Raw genomic sequence first — 15,447 nt, forward strand, 5'->3', positions numbered from 1 at the left:
TGTATGTCTGAAATTAAATTTAACCCTGTAGATCATCCTCATCGTCGTTTCAATCCTTTGACAGGTCAGTGGATACTAGTCTCTCCACATCGAGCTAAACGTCCTTGGAGCGGTCAGGATGAAGTCCCTAATACGGCAGAACTCCCTCACTACGATAAGAACTGTTTTTTGTGTGCAGGCAATACTCGTATCTCTGGTGATACAAACCCAGATTATGAGGGAACTTATGTATTTAGTAATGATTTTGCAGCGTTAATGCCAGATTCTCCTGATGCCCCTACATCTGATAACCCATTATTTAAAACGCAAAGCGCACGTGGGTTGAGCCGAGTGATTTGTTTTTCTCCCGATCACAGTAAAACCTTGCCCGAACTGCCATTGAATAAAATACGTGGTGTGATTGATACATGGAACGAGCAAATAGAAGAGCTAGGTAAAGATTACGTTTGGGTTCAAGCGTTTGAAAATAAGGGTGAAACTATGGGGTGTTCTCAACCTCATCCACATGGACAAGTGTGGGCAAATAGCTTCTTACCTAATGAAATTGAACGCAAAGAAAAGCATTTAAAAGAATATTATCAAACTCAAGGCTCAAATTTACTTTGTGATTACGTTAAAGCCGAATTAAAAGATGGCGAACGCATTGTGGTTGAAACCGAGTATTGGGTAGCGGTTGTCCCTTATTGGGCGGCATGGCCATTTGAAACTATGTTGTTACCCAAAGAACATATTCGCCGTATGAGCGAATTAACCGACCAACAACGTGATGATCTTGCGCTTGCCATTAAGAAATTAACCAGTCGTTATGACAATTTATTTCAATGTTCTTTTCCTTATTCCATGGGCTGGCATTATGCTCCTTTCTTTGAGCAAGGCACGAATATAGATCATTGGCAGCTGCACTGTTTATTTTATCCGCCGTTATTACGTAGCGCTTCCGTTCGTAAGTTTATGGTGGGGTATGAAATGTTGGCTGAATCTCAACGAGATTTAACTGCCGAACAAGCGGCAGAAAAATTACGTCAAGTGAGTGATATTCACTTTAAGCAGCAAGACTAATCGTAGGTATCGGTAGCGAGTCGTTTTGAGCACTTGTGGACAAGTGTTCAAGCTTTATTTGCTTTGGTTACAGGTAAATCGAAATAGTTACACCTAAACAACAAATAAATTTTGCTTAAATCTGATCCTGATGAATTGAAAATTAAAAGAGAAAGAGACTATGACTACATTATCAAACCGCGTTAAAGCGTCTTTTAGCCAAGAGCTGGGATATCAACCGACGCATCTTATTCAAGCGCCGGGACGTGTTAATTTAATTGGTGAACATACCGATTATAATGATGGCTTTGTGTTGCCTTGCGCAATTAACTACCAAACGTTAGTTGCAGCAGCAAAACGGGACGACAATATTGTTCGTGTCGTTGCGGTTGATTATGATAATCAAGTTGACGAGTTTGATTTGACTCAGGAAATTAATTTTCATGAAAAGCGCATGTGGGCCAATTACATTCGTGGTGTTGTTCATTGCTTAATTCAACGCGGTTATCAATTAAAAGGCGTCGACATTGCGGTAAGTGGTAACGTACCACAGGGAGCAGGTTTAAGTTCTTCTGCTGCGCTCGAAGTTGTTATTGGTCAGACGTTTAAAGAGTTGTATTCACTGCAAATAAGTCAAGCCGACATCGCACTCAATGGCCAACAAGCCGAAAATGAATTTGTTGGTTGTAATTGTGGCATCATGGATCAACTGATTTCTGCTAAAGGCAAAAAAAATCATGCTTTACTGATTGATTGCCGTTCACTAGAAACCCAACCTGTATCAATGCCAAAAGACATGTCAGTTGTTATTATCAATTCGAATAAAAAACGTGGATTGGTTGATAGTGAATATAACGCTCGTCGTGAACAGTGCGAACAAGCGGCTCGTTTCTTTGGTGTAAAAGCGTTACGTGATGTCACTATTGAACAATTTGAGGCGCGTAAAGCGGAACTCGATCCTGTTGTTGCTAATCGAGCCAGGCATATTATTACAGAAAATGATCGTACCGAAGAAGCAGCTGAAGTACTTAAATCTGGCAATATGAAGCGAATGGGAGAGCTGATGGCTCAATCTCATGCCTCTATGCGCGACGACTTTGAAATTACCGTTAAAGAAGTCGATATTCTGGTTGAGCTAGTTAAAGATGTTATTGGTGACGCTGGTGGCGTTAGAATGACTGGTGGTGGTTTTGGTGGATGTATCGTTGCTTTAGTGCCGCCAGAGCTGGTTGAAAAGGTACGCGCAGTAATAGAAGAAAAATATCAGGCTGCAACTGGTCTTAAAGAATCGATTTATGTGTGCCAAGCAACAGATGGCGCAGGATTGCTTTAATGATGCCATTCTTTGTTCAATGACATCGGCCTAGCTGTTCAGTGATATTAGGCTCAATTGATAGATGTTATTACTTGCTGAGCATCGTCATTAATAAAATTAGATTATTAAAATGAGGGAATAAAACTGTCATGGTCGAAACGTTAAAACAAACAATGACAAGTGAGGCTGCCTTCGATGGGCAGCCTGCATTGTTAATTGAGCTTCGCAATACTTGTGGAATGTCGATTACTTTAATGGATATTGGTGCTACTTGGCTTAGCTGTGTGTTACCAATTGATAATAAAGGCCGTGAAGTGCTACTAGGCACGTCAACAATGGCTAATTATAAAAAAATGTCGTCATATATGGGAGTAACCGCGGGGCGGTTTGCTAATCGTATTGCAGCAGGACAGTTCCAGATCGATGGCAAGAAGTATCAAGTCTCAATCAATCAATCAGGAAATACCCTACATGGTGGTCCTGATGGGTTTAGTCACAGACGCTGGAAAATCGCGTCTCAGGGAATAAACTATGTCCAGTTTAACCTAACGTCACCTGATGGAGACCAAGGCTTCCCTGGAAACCTAGATGTATTTGTTACCTACCAGTTGACAGAAGATAACCAAGTTATCATTAGCTATAAAGCATCAACTGACAAAGCTACGCCAATCAATTTAACCAATCATGCCTATTTTAATTTGCAAGGTGAGTCATCAGGTACCGACTGTAAATCTTACTCACTTTATATTAATGCAGACCATTACTTACCCACCAATAATATAGGGGTTCCTTTAGGAGAATTAGCGCCAGTAATTGATACTGGTTTTGACTTCAGAGTGGCGAAAAAAATAGCTAAAGACTTTTTGCTTGATGAACAACAACAGTCCCCTAAAGGGTACGATCACTCCTTCTATTTGAATGCGGAGTGTCGCAACGGTGCATGTGCTGCTATTGTTAGCACCGAAGATAGAAGTGTTTCAATGAAAGTTTACACTAACAAACCCGCTATTCAGCTTTATACAGGTAACTGGCTTGGTGGTGAAAATGATAGAAATGCTGGTCAATATGAAGATTACGCAGGGGTGGCTTTAGAAACGCAATTTTTACCTGATTCACCAAATCATCCAGAATGGGAACAAGAAAGCTCAATTCTTCGTCCCGGTGAGCAGTATTGCTACCAAACTAAATATGCCTTTGAGTTTTAATCACAAATTACATCGACGCGATATGGTTTTGAACTCACTATGGCTTTTGAACTTACTATGGCTTTTGAAATAAGCAAAAGCTAATGAGCGAGAAGTAGCGCAGAGTTTATTAACCGTTAGGAAATTCTGTAAATTACTTAGTGATCTTAGAAGGCCTTTGTCTGCATACCTCGTGTAAGAAAAAACGGTTTTAGGAATAGGTGTTTTAGCAAAACCTATTTTAGACACATGACTGGCAAGGAATCATTGTTCGCTCTCTTATTTCTCTGCTATTAGCATATTCTGCATTATTGCCATTTATGTGTTGTATATGTTCAGTGGTGAGTTCCGCCACTTTGGCAACATAACCACGGCAACCACATTCAGACTGTTTAATGTCACTGCATAGCGTCGATCCAGTTGTTTGTAAGAATTGCTGAGTGACTTGCTTACTCTGGTTATTTTCTCCTAGTAATATATGAGCGGCGTAAAGTGCACCACAAGTGCCTTCTTTAGCTCGTCCACCACCAATTACTTTAGCTGAACGAATGGTTAACTCAGACATACCAGACTCATTTTGATAGGCCTTTAATACTGCCTGAGCACAGTTATATCCTTGTTCTCCATGAAAAAAATCCGCTGCTAATTGTTTTTTTGAGTGGCTGTCTTTCATTGGTCTATTTCCTTATGATACTTAAGGTGACGCTGTGTTGATTATGCTACTCTCGTTCAGCACAGAGTCAATCTGTGCTTATGGTGTTTAGTTTGTTGCTTGAATAGAACGCTAATGATTTTGGCGATAGGGTCATAACGGTCGGTTATTTTTACTATCCTTATGTCGCTCGATCATCTTTTGGTTTTGCGACAGATTCTCGACGAACGATGGTTGGAGAAAATCGATTTGCTTCTACTTCAATTTGTTCTTTTTTAGCCAGAGAAAGAGAAAGTCGAGCGGCTTTTTCGGCCATTAACTGGATTGGATAGCGTATTGTGGTGAGAGTTGGGTGAATATAACGCGCGATTAATCCATCATCGAAGCCTACTATGGACATTTGTTCAGGGACTTGTAAGCCGTTTTCTTCAAAAATAGAAATCGCCCCTGCTGCCATATAATCGTTATATGCTACTACAGCGGAAAAAGGAATCGATTTGGCTAATAAGTTCGTTGCGGCGTATTCGCCACCTTCACTGTTAGGTTCTCCATATTCGATATAGCTTTGCGACGGATTTAATCCGTTATCTTTCATTGCGGTTAAGTAACCCTCGATACGCTCTTCTACATCTTCAATCGCATGGGAAGAAGCAATACAGGCAATTTGAGTGTGTCCGTGACGGATCAGAAACTCAGTAGCTAAATATGAGCCTTTTCGATTATCGAGTGAAATACACCGGTGGCCTAATTCAGGAATGTGTCGATTAATAATGACCATGCCGGGTACTTCATCAGCAAACCCAATCAACTCTTTATCTGTTAGGCTTTTAGAATGAATAATCAACGATTCACAACGACTATTAATAAGCAGTTCTATTGATTCTCTTTCACGTTTTAGATCATGGTAACCATTACAAATAAGAATATGTTTACCGTGTTGCTGCGCAATATTATCAATCGCTTTTACTGCGGTGCCGAAAAATGGGTCAGAAACATCAGAGACCAGTACACCAACGGTATTAGTGGTTTGGTTAACCAACGCTCTGGCGTTGGCATTTGGCCTATAGCCCAGCTTACGCATTGCGAGCTTTACTGCCTCTACAGAGGTGACGCTTGCTTTAGGTGATTTGTTTATCACCCGTGAAACGGTAGCAACGGATACACCGGCTTCCTTTGCTACATCTTTGATCGTTGCCATAAGTTACCTCTACTCTCAGTGTCTTTTATTTAACAATGTAAGTGAAAATAACGCAATGCGGTGTGTCGCATAATCAATAAGTAGTACCTAACTTCCTGTTTTATTGAAAACTATTATTTTGTAAACGTATAGCATTTTTTATCCACAGTTAGCATTCAGGTAAACGCCAGAGTCTAGCCACGTTTTCAGCAAGATCTGCAAGATTAATATCAGCTTCAGCGAACGCAGTACGGAGATCAAACGCTCGTGGAATCGCAACGAATACCGCGTCTATACCGCAGTTATAGACAGCTTGATAATCGTTACCTACACACCCGACCATCGCAATGACAGGTATATCGGTCTTTTTCGCAGCTTGAGCAACACCCATTGGCGTTTTTCCATGCGCAGTTTGCCAATCAATACGGCCTTCACCTGTAATAACAAGATCGGCTCCCACGAGTTGCTTATCTAACTTAACGGTATCGATAACAATCTCAATGCCTGGTTTGAGTTCGGCATTAGAAAAACCGATCAAAGCGCCGCCCATACCGCCTGCTGCACCTGCACCTGCTGCGGAAATAATTGATTTACCCAGCTGCTGCTGTACTTTATTACCGAAGTTGAGCATACCTGCATCAAGTAAACTTATATCGCTATCGGTTGCGCCTTTTTGTCGGCCAAAAGTGGCTGTGGCGCCGTGCTCCCCACATAATGGATTATCGATGTCGCAAGCAACGAGAATGTCACAATTTGCAAAACGAGTGTCTATAGCAGAACAGTCAATGGTATTTATATCGGCAAGTCCGGCGCCGTTGGTTTCTACTGGTTGATTATGAGCATCAAAAAATTTAACGCCAAGTGCGTCCAGCATTCCAATACCCCCATCATTGGTTGCACTACCACCTAAGCCGATGATTAACTTTTTCGCACCAGCATTTAAAGCATGCACAATCAATTCGCCCGTGCCATAACTTGAGGTTAATTTTGGATCTCGTAATGAATTTTCTACATGATGTAAACCACTGGCGGCCGCCATTTCTATGACCGCAGTTTCTCCGTCACCTAGCATGCCATAGAATGCGTTAACGCTTTTTTTCAATGGCCCAGTCACACTTAGGTGAACAATTTTTCCATTGGTTGAATCGACCAGAGATTGCACCGTGCCTTCTCCGCCGTCGGCAACCGGGACATGCAATATTTCTGCGTCTTTCCAGACTCGGCGTAAACCATTTTCTATAGACTGACAGACTTGCTTGGCAGTGAGACTTTCTTTGAATGAATCTGGCGCAATAACTATTTTCACAATATATCCTCATTCATAATGGAGCATTGGTTAAGGTAATTAGTCTCACTTATTATGCAGAAGTATCGGTCAAATATCCTTGTGCAAGTGACTAATTATTTTGGATTTATTTATCCAATTATTGAGCTTGTGAATAATTTTAATGGCAATTTTGCGTTATTACTAAAATAAACCGATTAACTAGAAAGCATATGCGCTAAGTAAAGTTCAACTAATCCAGAAAATTCATGTGGTGAAGTGTTCGTTATTTTTTCTATTTTATTTAGACGATAGCGTAAAGTGTTTCTATGAATGAACAGTGATTCAGCACAAGCTTTTAGGTTACCTTGATGAGTAAAAAGGGCCTGTAACGTTTTGACTAACTGTCCGGATTTGTCAGCGGCTAGTAACTGAGAATAGGGAGCGGACAGTTGCGTGCCTTGCCATGTATCGGTTAATGGCGAAAGCAGGACTGGTAATCTGACTTCATCGAATAGAAACAGGTTTTTGTTTGGTTGATGCAGTTGGCCAAATGCCATCACTTGCTGAGCACTTTTGAATGAAATAGCTATATTTTCAGCTCCTTTGAAATACTTGCCTAGAGCGATATTCACATTACCAATGCCCTTATGTTGTAAATTTTGCAAAAGGTGTCGTAAACGTTGAAAAAGTTGCTCAAGAATTTGCTGATCTTGTTCGTTGACGTCGCGAGCATTGTCAACCTGATACGGCTTTAAAATCACCATCTCATTAAACGACAACACCGCCACAAGATCGTCTCCTTGAGGATATTCAAGTAATTCAACCACTTTACGAATAGTCTCTTGACTTACTGGAACGACTGACCGTTCAAAGCGAATAATAGCGGCCACCCTAGGTACAGATAGATCAATTTCGAGTCGAGATGACCAATCCTCTAGCTCCGTCTTGGATAATTTGTTTTGTACCCACGCGGTTATAAATTCTTCTTTGTGGCGTCTGTCCCATTGAAGTTGTTCGATGAGTTTGGCTTGTTCCACTATCATTTCTGCGGTCATTTTAACTAATTCCGCATAGCTACGAATAGAGTTGGGATCGCCGGTAATTCCAACCACTCCAATCACTTGCTGTGAAACTTTAAGCAGTAAATTTATACCGGGTTTAACGCCTTTTAGGGTAGGGGTATCACCGTGATTAACTTCAAGGGTATCGCCATGTTTAAGTGCCAATAAAGCACCGTCATGTATTTTTCCTATTCGGTCATTATCACCACTGGCGATAATGGTACCAGCGTGGTTCATTACATTGATATTGTTGCCAATGATAAGCATAGTACGGTCAACAATTTGTTGGGCTAACTGATGATCAAGAAGCATGGTTCGGTACCATTTTTATAGAGCAATGAGTTGTGATTTTAACGTTTAAACAGTCATTCTTGTTGATAGTAGCGCGTAACCTTGAAAACAAAAAGGACTGGTAATCCAGTCCTTTAAGTTAATCAACTTAATTTGGCAAATTGTGCGAGTGAGTTATTGTTATAAAATAATGCTTGCAGCATTTAAGGCTGTGAATTAGTTGTTGTGTAACTCGCTGTTAAGTTCAACCGCTGACTTGTTGGTTAGACACTCGATTTGACCCGTTACAGAGTTACGACGGAAAAGAAGGTCGGATTTACCGGCAAGATCTCTTGCTTTAACGACTTCAACTTCTTGTCCTTTAGCATCTAGCATGCGTACTTTAGAACCTGCGGTAACGTATAATCCGGACTCAACAGTACAGCGATCACCTAGTGGGAAGCCAAGACCCGAGTTGGCACCTAATAAGCTATTTTCGCCGATAGAAACAACAACCGTACCCCCACCAGAAAGCGTCCCCATGATAGAAGCACCACCACCAATATCAGAACCGTTACCAACCACAACACCAGCTGAAATGCGACCTTCTACCATGCTTACTCCACTGGTTCCTGCATTGAAGTTGATAAAACCTTCGTGCATAACGGTTGTCCCTTCCCCAACATGAGCGCCTAGACGAACACGAGAAGTGTCTGCAATACGAATACCATTAGGAACAACGTAATCAACCATTTTAGGGAACTTGTCTACACAGTCAACGACGATCGCTTCACCCGCTAGACGAGCTTCTATTTGACGTTCCGCTAACTCAGGTAGGTCGATTGGCCCTTTATTCGTCCATGCAATATTGTGCATTAGACCAAAAATGCCATCCAGAACGGTACCGTGAGGTTGAACCAAGCGATGTGAAATCAATTGTAATTTCAAATATCCTTCCGCGACAGATTGTGGTTTTTCATCGGATTCTAAGATAACCAAAACTAATGCTTGTTCAGACGCTGCTGCTTTCTCTGCAAACGCGGCATTTTCAACATCTGCATTTGCTGCAAATGCGGTAGCAAGTTCAGCGCTGAGTGCATTAGAAACTTCAATTGCTTGGTTGCCAGACTCATAACCTGTTAATTTGCTTAGTGCAGCAACAAGTGACTCGCTAGGGTTTAAAACTGGGTTTGGAAAAAACGCTTCAATAATTTTGCCTTCACGGTTTTTGGTTGCCGTGCCGAATGCGAGAGAAAAATAAGCCATTTGTTGTATCTCCAAATATAAGTGTGATGGTTCGATTGCCACAGAAGAAAGCATCCAATTTACGGGGCTTTGCGCTACGGCGTTATCCAACGCAATTTGAGTTAGGTTTTGCTCTGTTTGCCATCATAAAGATAGCGAACCCGAGATTAAAGAGCTAAACAGTATAAAGTCTGCAAATTGATATGGCTTGTCTTTTTAGCGATATATTTCTTTAAAAAGAAAGCTATTTTCAGTAATCAATTGGTTCGTCGCATTAAAAAACGCAGCGATTGCTGCGTTTTTTGTCAGGTCATTCTTGGCGTTGCTAAGCTTAGATTAAGCGGCGTTTTCTTGTGAGTCTTGTTGTGTCTCTTCGACCGCAGCGACTTTTTTCGGTTTTTTAGGCGCTGGTTTGCGTTTTGCACCTAGAGCATAAAGTACTTCATCTTTGTTCTGAGCCAAAAATAGTGAAAGTTCTTCTTGTTTTGCTTCATCTTCAACAAGATCACTTTTACCAATCAGCTCAAAAAGCTCATCTGCCATATCTAACATTTTGTCATAAGCGTCAGCTTCAGCTTTAGAGGTAAAAGTCATCTTTTCTTCTCCGTTGCGCTCGACCACGTACTTGACGATTACAGCCATGGTTATTCCTTAAATATTATCCTATTTGTTACTGTGCTTTTATACAGCTTATTACTGGTTAAGTCCACAATCATCTGTGGTTTTTAGAGCAAGCAACAAGTCTACGACTGACTTAGTTACCAATTATTAATAACTCGGAATTTCAAGCCGTTTCTCTAACATCCTGACGCCTTGAGACACAATTAATATAAGAATTAAGTATTCTAAAACAAGGAAGCTATAAATCTCTAATGGCAAATACTCATTGACGACCAATTCATTCGCTTTTCTGGTGAGATCATTTAAACCGATAACACTGACAAGCGACGACATTTTGAGAATATAGACAAATTGATTACCTAGAGGAGGCAGCATTTGCCTTAACGCCAGCGGTAAAATAATCAAACGCATTTTTTGCCAATAAGAGAGACCAAGTGACTTGGCTGCCTCATGTTGGCCTTGTGAAATAGATTGAATTCCACCTCGAAACACTTCTGCCAGAAAGGCACTTTCAGCAATCGATAGCGCAATAATGCCAGCCCAAAAATGATTAAGACTAATCTCTAATAATGTTGGTAAGCCATAATAAACCCACAATAGTAGTACCAATACTGGTATCGCTCGTATTATTTCAACATACGCTCGGTTGAGCATTCGTAGAATTCGCCACTTAGATAAAGCGAACAGCGCGACAACTAAACCAATGATCATAGCAAACAGCATACTTATTAATGAAATGGTAATCGTGTCGTAGAACCCAGACACTAAAAAATTAAGGTTTGCTGAGCCTTGCTTTGTATTTGGATCGAGTACATACCAACCCCATTGATAATCACTGCATCCTGTTAACGCTAGCAAAGATAAAGTAAGAATTAGGTATTTCTTATGAAAAAACAGCATGAATAGAGTCTAGATATTTAAAGTGTAAGTGTTATGTTAACAACTTATAGAAAAAAAGCATAAATCATACGGGAATAACCTAAATCATATGGGAATAAACATGAAGAAATGGATGCTACTTTTTTTGACCGCCACGTTAAGCATAACTAATGCGATGGCAGAAACCAGCCGCTTACAAAATATATTAAGCTCAGGTGTACTCAGAGTTGGGACGACAGGGGATTGGAACCCTATGACGGTAAAAGACCCAACAACCAATAGTTACAAGGGATTCGATATTGATGTGACGACTGAGTTAGCCAAAGATTTAGGCGTTGAAATTGAATATGTTGCCGCCGATTGGAAAACATTGGTTAACGGCATAACGGCGGATAAATACGATATGACAGGCAGTGCGTCATTAAACATGTCTCGTGCTAAAGTGGCGGGTTATAGCCAACCTTATTTCTATTTGGCTTTCGTTCCTGTCGTGCAAAAAAAATCATTAGATAAATTTACCGATTGGCAAGATATTGATAAACCGGACGTTAAGGTTGCAGCAACACTTGGTACGGTACAAGAAAAAATGGTAAAAGACTTTTTCCCTAACGCTGAACATATCGTAATTGAAGCGCCTGCTCGTGATTTTCAGGAATTGCTTGCCAGAAGAGCGGATGTCTCCGTTACCTCAAATGTTGAAGCGGCCACATTGGTTGAACGTTTCAAACAGCTCGCGATTGTTCCAGTAGAACAAGCTCGTAAGCCGACACCTATTTCAATGCTTCTTCCACAAAATGATCAGGTATGGATTAACTATATTAATCACTGGATTGAATTGAAAAAAACACAAGGTTACTTTGAAGAAACAGCTGCAAAGTGGGGTCTAAAAAGCCTGTAGTTTTTTGTCAATTAGTCTTATCAATTTGATAAAAACATCAATCCCCTTAATTTGAATTGAGGGGATTTTTTTATTTATCGATAGGTTAGGTTATTTCTAACCCTAAGGTTACTTGCTTAAAGCAATATGCTAATCTTCTTGTATATTATGATGCCAACTTCGTTATGTCGTAGCCATTGAGCGATCGGTTCATTGATCTTCGCTTTAATGGGCAGAGGATTTGCCTTGTTTACTGTTTATCACTCCAACCAAATTGATGTTCTTAAATCTCTTCTTGCTGAACTTATTCGAGCTAACCCTTTAGATAATCCATTTGATAAAGAGCAAATCTTGGTGCAGAGTCCAGGTATGTCTCAATGGCTAAAAATTGAGTTAGCCAAAGAACTGGGTATTGCGGCGAATATTGAATTTCCCTTGCCCGCTACGTTTATCTGGTCAATGTTTGTAAAAGTGCTCGATGATGTCCCGACTAAAAGCGCATTCACCAAAGAATCAATGATTTGGAAGTTAATGCATGTGCTTCCTCAGCAACTAAATAATCCAGATTTTGTCCCATTACAAAGCTATTTAGTTGATGACGATGATCAGTCTAAACTGTATCAATTGGCAGAGAAAATAGCCGATATCTTGGATGGCTATTTAGTTTATCGTCCAGAATGGATTACTCAGTGGGAGAAAGACCAATTGGTGGCCGATCTTGGTCAATCGATTACCGACTCTGACAAACCAGTCATTGATCTTGGTAAACAAGAAGCATGGCAAAAAACATTGTGGCAAGCCATGTATGATCACACGGTTAATCTAGGCCAATCTCCCTATCACCGGGCCAACCTTTATGATGACTTTATTGACACGTTAGAGCATTACACCGGCACCCTTGAATCATTACCTAATCGGTTGTTTGTCTTTGGTATATCGTCTATTCCGCCACGTTACATGGATGCGTTAGCTGCTCTAGGACGCCATATTGATGTACATTTAATGTTTACCAATCCATGTCGTTTTTACTGGGGTGATGTTAGGGATAAAAAATATGTCGCCAAACTAGCGGCGAAAAATAAAAAACCAGATGAATTGGTTGACCGTGTCGTGAGCGATTCAGATGAGTCGCCAGAACAGCAACCCCTTCATACTGATGTTATTGGCAATAGTTTACTTGCTTCAATGGGAAAATTAGGTCGAGATAATATGTTGTTATTATCTCAACTGGCTTCGAATGAAATTGAAGCCTTTGTTGAGGTGAACAGAGACAGTGTCTTGCATCAAATTCAAGCTGATATTTTAAATCTTGAAGAGCGACAAGATGATCAAAACCTATTGTCGAGCCAACACAAAAATCCAATAGTTGTAAATGATACCTCGCTTAGTTTGCACGCCTGCCATAGCCCAATGCGCGAAGTGGAAGTGCTGCACGACCGTTTATTGGAAATGTTTGAACAAGATCCGAACCTTAAACCACGAGATATTATTGTTATGGTGGCAGATATCAATAACTACAGTGCAGCGATTCAGGCGGTATTTGGTAACGCACCAGGCAAGCGAAGTATTCCTTTTTCTATTTCAGATAGAAGTGCGACTCAAGAGAGTCCTATTTTAAATGCTTTTCTTCGGCTGATTGCTTTACCACAAAGTCGTTGTGGTGCTCCTGAGATATTAGAACTGTTAGAAACACCCGAAATATTGAATCGATTCGACTTGAATGACAATGAATTTGAACGAGCTCGACGCTGGGTTGAAGAGTGTGGCATTCGTTGGGGGTTAGATAAATCAACAGGAAGTGAATTTGATTTACCTGACACAGAACAGAATACTTGGTTGTTTGGCATTCAAAGAATGTTACTTGGTTACGCGATGCATAGCAGTACGGATGTTTATCATGCCCCCAATGGCTTGATCGCGCCTTATAATGAAGTTCAGGGAATGGATGCCGAAATAGCCGGTAAATTGGCCAGTTACATTGATAAGATTTCTTCGTATCGCGGCATACTTTCTAGGACACAATCGCTTGAAGATTGGTTGGATCTGCTTTATCGCCTAATGGATGACTTTTTCCTAGTTGGCATAGAAGGCGAAGTGGCGATGAAATCCATTCGAGATGTGTTGCAACAATTATCTTCTCAGTTAAAAGATGCGGCTTATAGTGAACCAATGTCAGCCAATGTTATGGTTGAATATTTGCAAAGTAAGTTATCCAGTTCTCGTGTTAGTCAGCGTTTTCTCGCCGGACAAGTTAACTTCTGTACTTTGATGCCGATGCGATCTATCCCTTTTTCTGTGGTTTGTCTGTTAGGAATGAACGATGGTGAGTATCCTCGAGTGATGCCAAAAGAAGGTTTAGATTTAATGAACCAGCAAGCCAGACCGGGTGACCGCTCACGACGAGATGATGATCGATATCTGTTTTTAGAAGCAATACTTTCCGCCCAAACTCGTTTGTATATTAGTTACGTGGCTCGTTCTATTCAGGATAATAGTGAGCGCTCACCTTCTACATTGGTATCTGAATTACTTGATTACTGTGGGCAAAACTTCTGTTTGTCGGGACATCAAGATTTAACGAGTGATGAATCTTATCTCGCGTTGGTTGAGCATTTAACTTGCCGTTATCCTTTAGTTCCGTTTAGTCCAAGTGCATTTAGTGGTGATTATCGTAGTTATGCTAAAGAATGGTTACCAGCAGCAAAAAGACAAGGACGACAAGCGGATAAATTCATACAAGAGTTGCCCGATTATCAAATAGTCTCTGAGCTAAAAGACTCGCTGCCTCTGATTGAATTGCAACGCTTTTGGCGTTTACCGGTGCAATATTTCTTTAATCGACGACTAAAAGTGTTTTTTGAAGATTTTGCTCCAACGATGGAAGATGACGAACCGTTTTTATTAGATAATTTGCAAAATTATCAGATAAGGCATGAACTATTACAAACATTATTGGATGCCCGGCTTAATCAACAAGATGAGTCATTGGTTTATCAAAATTTTGTTCAAGAGCAAAGAGCTAAAGGCAGTTTGCCTATTGGTTCTTTTGGTGAACTAGAAATGACTGCTAATTTAGATAAAACCGAGCAAATGGTTGAGGTTCTTTATTTTCTTTGTCAAAACCCGTTAGACGATATTGAAGTTGATTTGCAAATCGAATCTGATCAATTGAACGAATCGATTAATTTAACTGGCTGGTTAGGTGGACACTATCAATCGGGTCTTATCCGTCATCGCAGCGGTACTATTCGTAGTCAAGATTATCTTAATGCTTGGATAGAACACTTGTGCCTGGCTTTGAATGGGCAAAATAAAATGACTCACCTTATTGGCTTTAATAATAAATCGGGCCTTGAGCATAAAGTTATCTTGCCAGTCGAGAAAGCTAAAGCGAGTAAATATTTGGCCGAATTAGTTGAATATTATTTTCAGGGGTTGAATCAACCGTTAGCTTATTTTCCAAAAACCGCTCTGGTCGGAGTGCAGAGGATCATGGCAAGCAAAGATGATGCGCAGAAGCAGATGGCCACCACTTTTAATGATGGTTATCAATTTCGTGGCGAAGGCAGCAATCAATATATCAATCGAGTTTGGCCGGAATGGAATGACCATTTGTGTCAGCAAACGACCAATATCGCTGTAGAAGTATTATCAAATGCATTTAAGCAGATCAAAGACCGAGATGAGATGGAATCTTAGCGTATGTGTACCGCGATGACTGATAAAGAGCTAACGCAAAGCGGGCCGCCTGTAAATCATTATTATTTGTAGGGTGTTTACAGTACGGCCAAAGGTCAGAGGGACCAAGAATTTTTCTGTTGATGCGAGCTTTTGATTAAATATATGCTCCGTAAATCGATT

The 15,447-nt window shown here is 40.6% G+C and carries 12 protein-coding genes; 5 read left to right on the top strand and 7 right to left on the bottom strand.

Annotated features, from left to right (window positions below; all coding sequences use genetic code 11):
- Positions 1–3 precede the first annotated feature (3 nt).
- The 3 genes from R3X26_RS09975 to galM all read left to right on the top strand — a co-directional run bounded on the left by R3X26_RS09975 (position 4) and on the right by galM (position 3,558).
- On the top strand, positions 4–1,059 hold the full coding sequence (locus R3X26_RS09975; protein WP_317717157.1) for a UDP-glucose--hexose-1-phosphate uridylyltransferase: 1,056 nt from the start codon (positions 4–6) through the stop codon (positions 1,057–1,059).
- Positions 1,060–1,219: 160 nt separating this feature from the next.
- Positions 1,220–2,371 (top strand): galactokinase, encoded by a 1,152-nt coding sequence (gene galK, locus R3X26_RS09980; protein ID WP_317717158.1) that lies wholly within the window; start codon positions 1,220–1,222, stop codon positions 2,369–2,371.
- A 131-nt stretch (positions 2,372–2,502) separates the two neighbouring features.
- Complete coding sequence (gene galM / locus R3X26_RS09985; RefSeq protein WP_317717159.1) at positions 2,503–3,558, top strand: galactose-1-epimerase; 1,056 nt, start codon at positions 2,503–2,505, stop codon at positions 3,556–3,558.
- Positions 3,559–3,778: 220 nt separating this feature from the next.
- On the opposite strand, the gene R3X26_RS09990 is transcribed toward galM, so the two are convergent.
- The 7 genes from R3X26_RS09990 to R3X26_RS10020 form a co-directional block, all read right to left on the bottom strand.
- Positions 3,779–4,210: a C-GCAxxG-C-C family protein gene (locus R3X26_RS09990; RefSeq protein ID WP_317717160.1), complete on the bottom strand. Its 432-nt coding sequence runs from the start codon at positions 4,208–4,210 to the stop codon at positions 3,779–3,781.
- 160 nt (positions 4,211–4,370) lie between these two features.
- The gene (locus R3X26_RS09995) at positions 4,371–5,387 is read right to left on the bottom strand and encodes a substrate-binding domain-containing protein (protein ID WP_317717161.1); all 1,017 of its coding nucleotides are present in this window, start codon (positions 5,385–5,387) and stop codon (positions 4,371–4,373) included.
- A 148-nt stretch (positions 5,388–5,535) separates the two neighbouring features.
- Positions 5,536–6,672 (bottom strand): glycerate kinase, encoded by a 1,137-nt coding sequence (locus tag R3X26_RS10000; protein ID WP_317717162.1) that lies wholly within the window; start codon positions 6,670–6,672, stop codon positions 5,536–5,538.
- Positions 6,673–6,848: 176 nt separating this feature from the next.
- Complete coding sequence (locus R3X26_RS10005; RefSeq protein ID WP_317717163.1) at positions 6,849–8,006, bottom strand: sugar diacid recognition domain-containing protein; 1,158 nt, start codon at positions 8,004–8,006, stop codon at positions 6,849–6,851.
- A gap of 195 nt (positions 8,007–8,201) precedes the next feature.
- Positions 8,202–9,230 (bottom strand): 2,3,4,5-tetrahydropyridine-2,6-dicarboxylate N-succinyltransferase, encoded by a 1,029-nt coding sequence (dapD, locus tag R3X26_RS10010; RefSeq protein ID WP_317717164.1) that lies wholly within the window; start codon positions 9,228–9,230, stop codon positions 8,202–8,204.
- Between the two features lie 315 nt (positions 9,231–9,545).
- Entirely contained in the window at positions 9,546–9,851 is a 306-nt protein-coding gene (locus R3X26_RS10015) for a YebG family protein (protein ID WP_317717165.1), read from the bottom strand.
- Between the two features lie 126 nt (positions 9,852–9,977).
- Complete coding sequence (locus R3X26_RS10020; protein WP_317717166.1) at positions 9,978–10,730, bottom strand: amino acid ABC transporter permease; 753 nt, start codon at positions 10,728–10,730, stop codon at positions 9,978–9,980.
- Between the two features lie 112 nt (positions 10,731–10,842).
- Between R3X26_RS10020 and R3X26_RS10025 the strand changes: the two genes are divergently transcribed.
- Both R3X26_RS10025 and recC read left to right on the top strand, forming a co-directional pair.
- Positions 10,843–11,607: a transporter substrate-binding domain-containing protein gene (locus tag R3X26_RS10025; RefSeq protein ID WP_317717228.1), complete on the top strand. Its 765-nt coding sequence runs from the start codon at positions 10,843–10,845 to the stop codon at positions 11,605–11,607.
- Between the two features lie 207 nt (positions 11,608–11,814).
- The gene (gene recC / locus R3X26_RS10030) at positions 11,815–15,285 is read left to right on the top strand and encodes an exodeoxyribonuclease V subunit gamma (protein WP_317717167.1); all 3,471 of its coding nucleotides are present in this window, start codon (positions 11,815–11,817) and stop codon (positions 15,283–15,285) included.
- Positions 15,286–15,447 lie beyond the last annotated feature (162 nt).

Source organism: Vibrio sp. TH_r3 (genome assembly GCF_033101115.1).
In the GTDB taxonomy this organism is placed as follows: domain Bacteria; phylum Pseudomonadota; class Gammaproteobacteria; order Enterobacterales; family Vibrionaceae; genus Vibrio.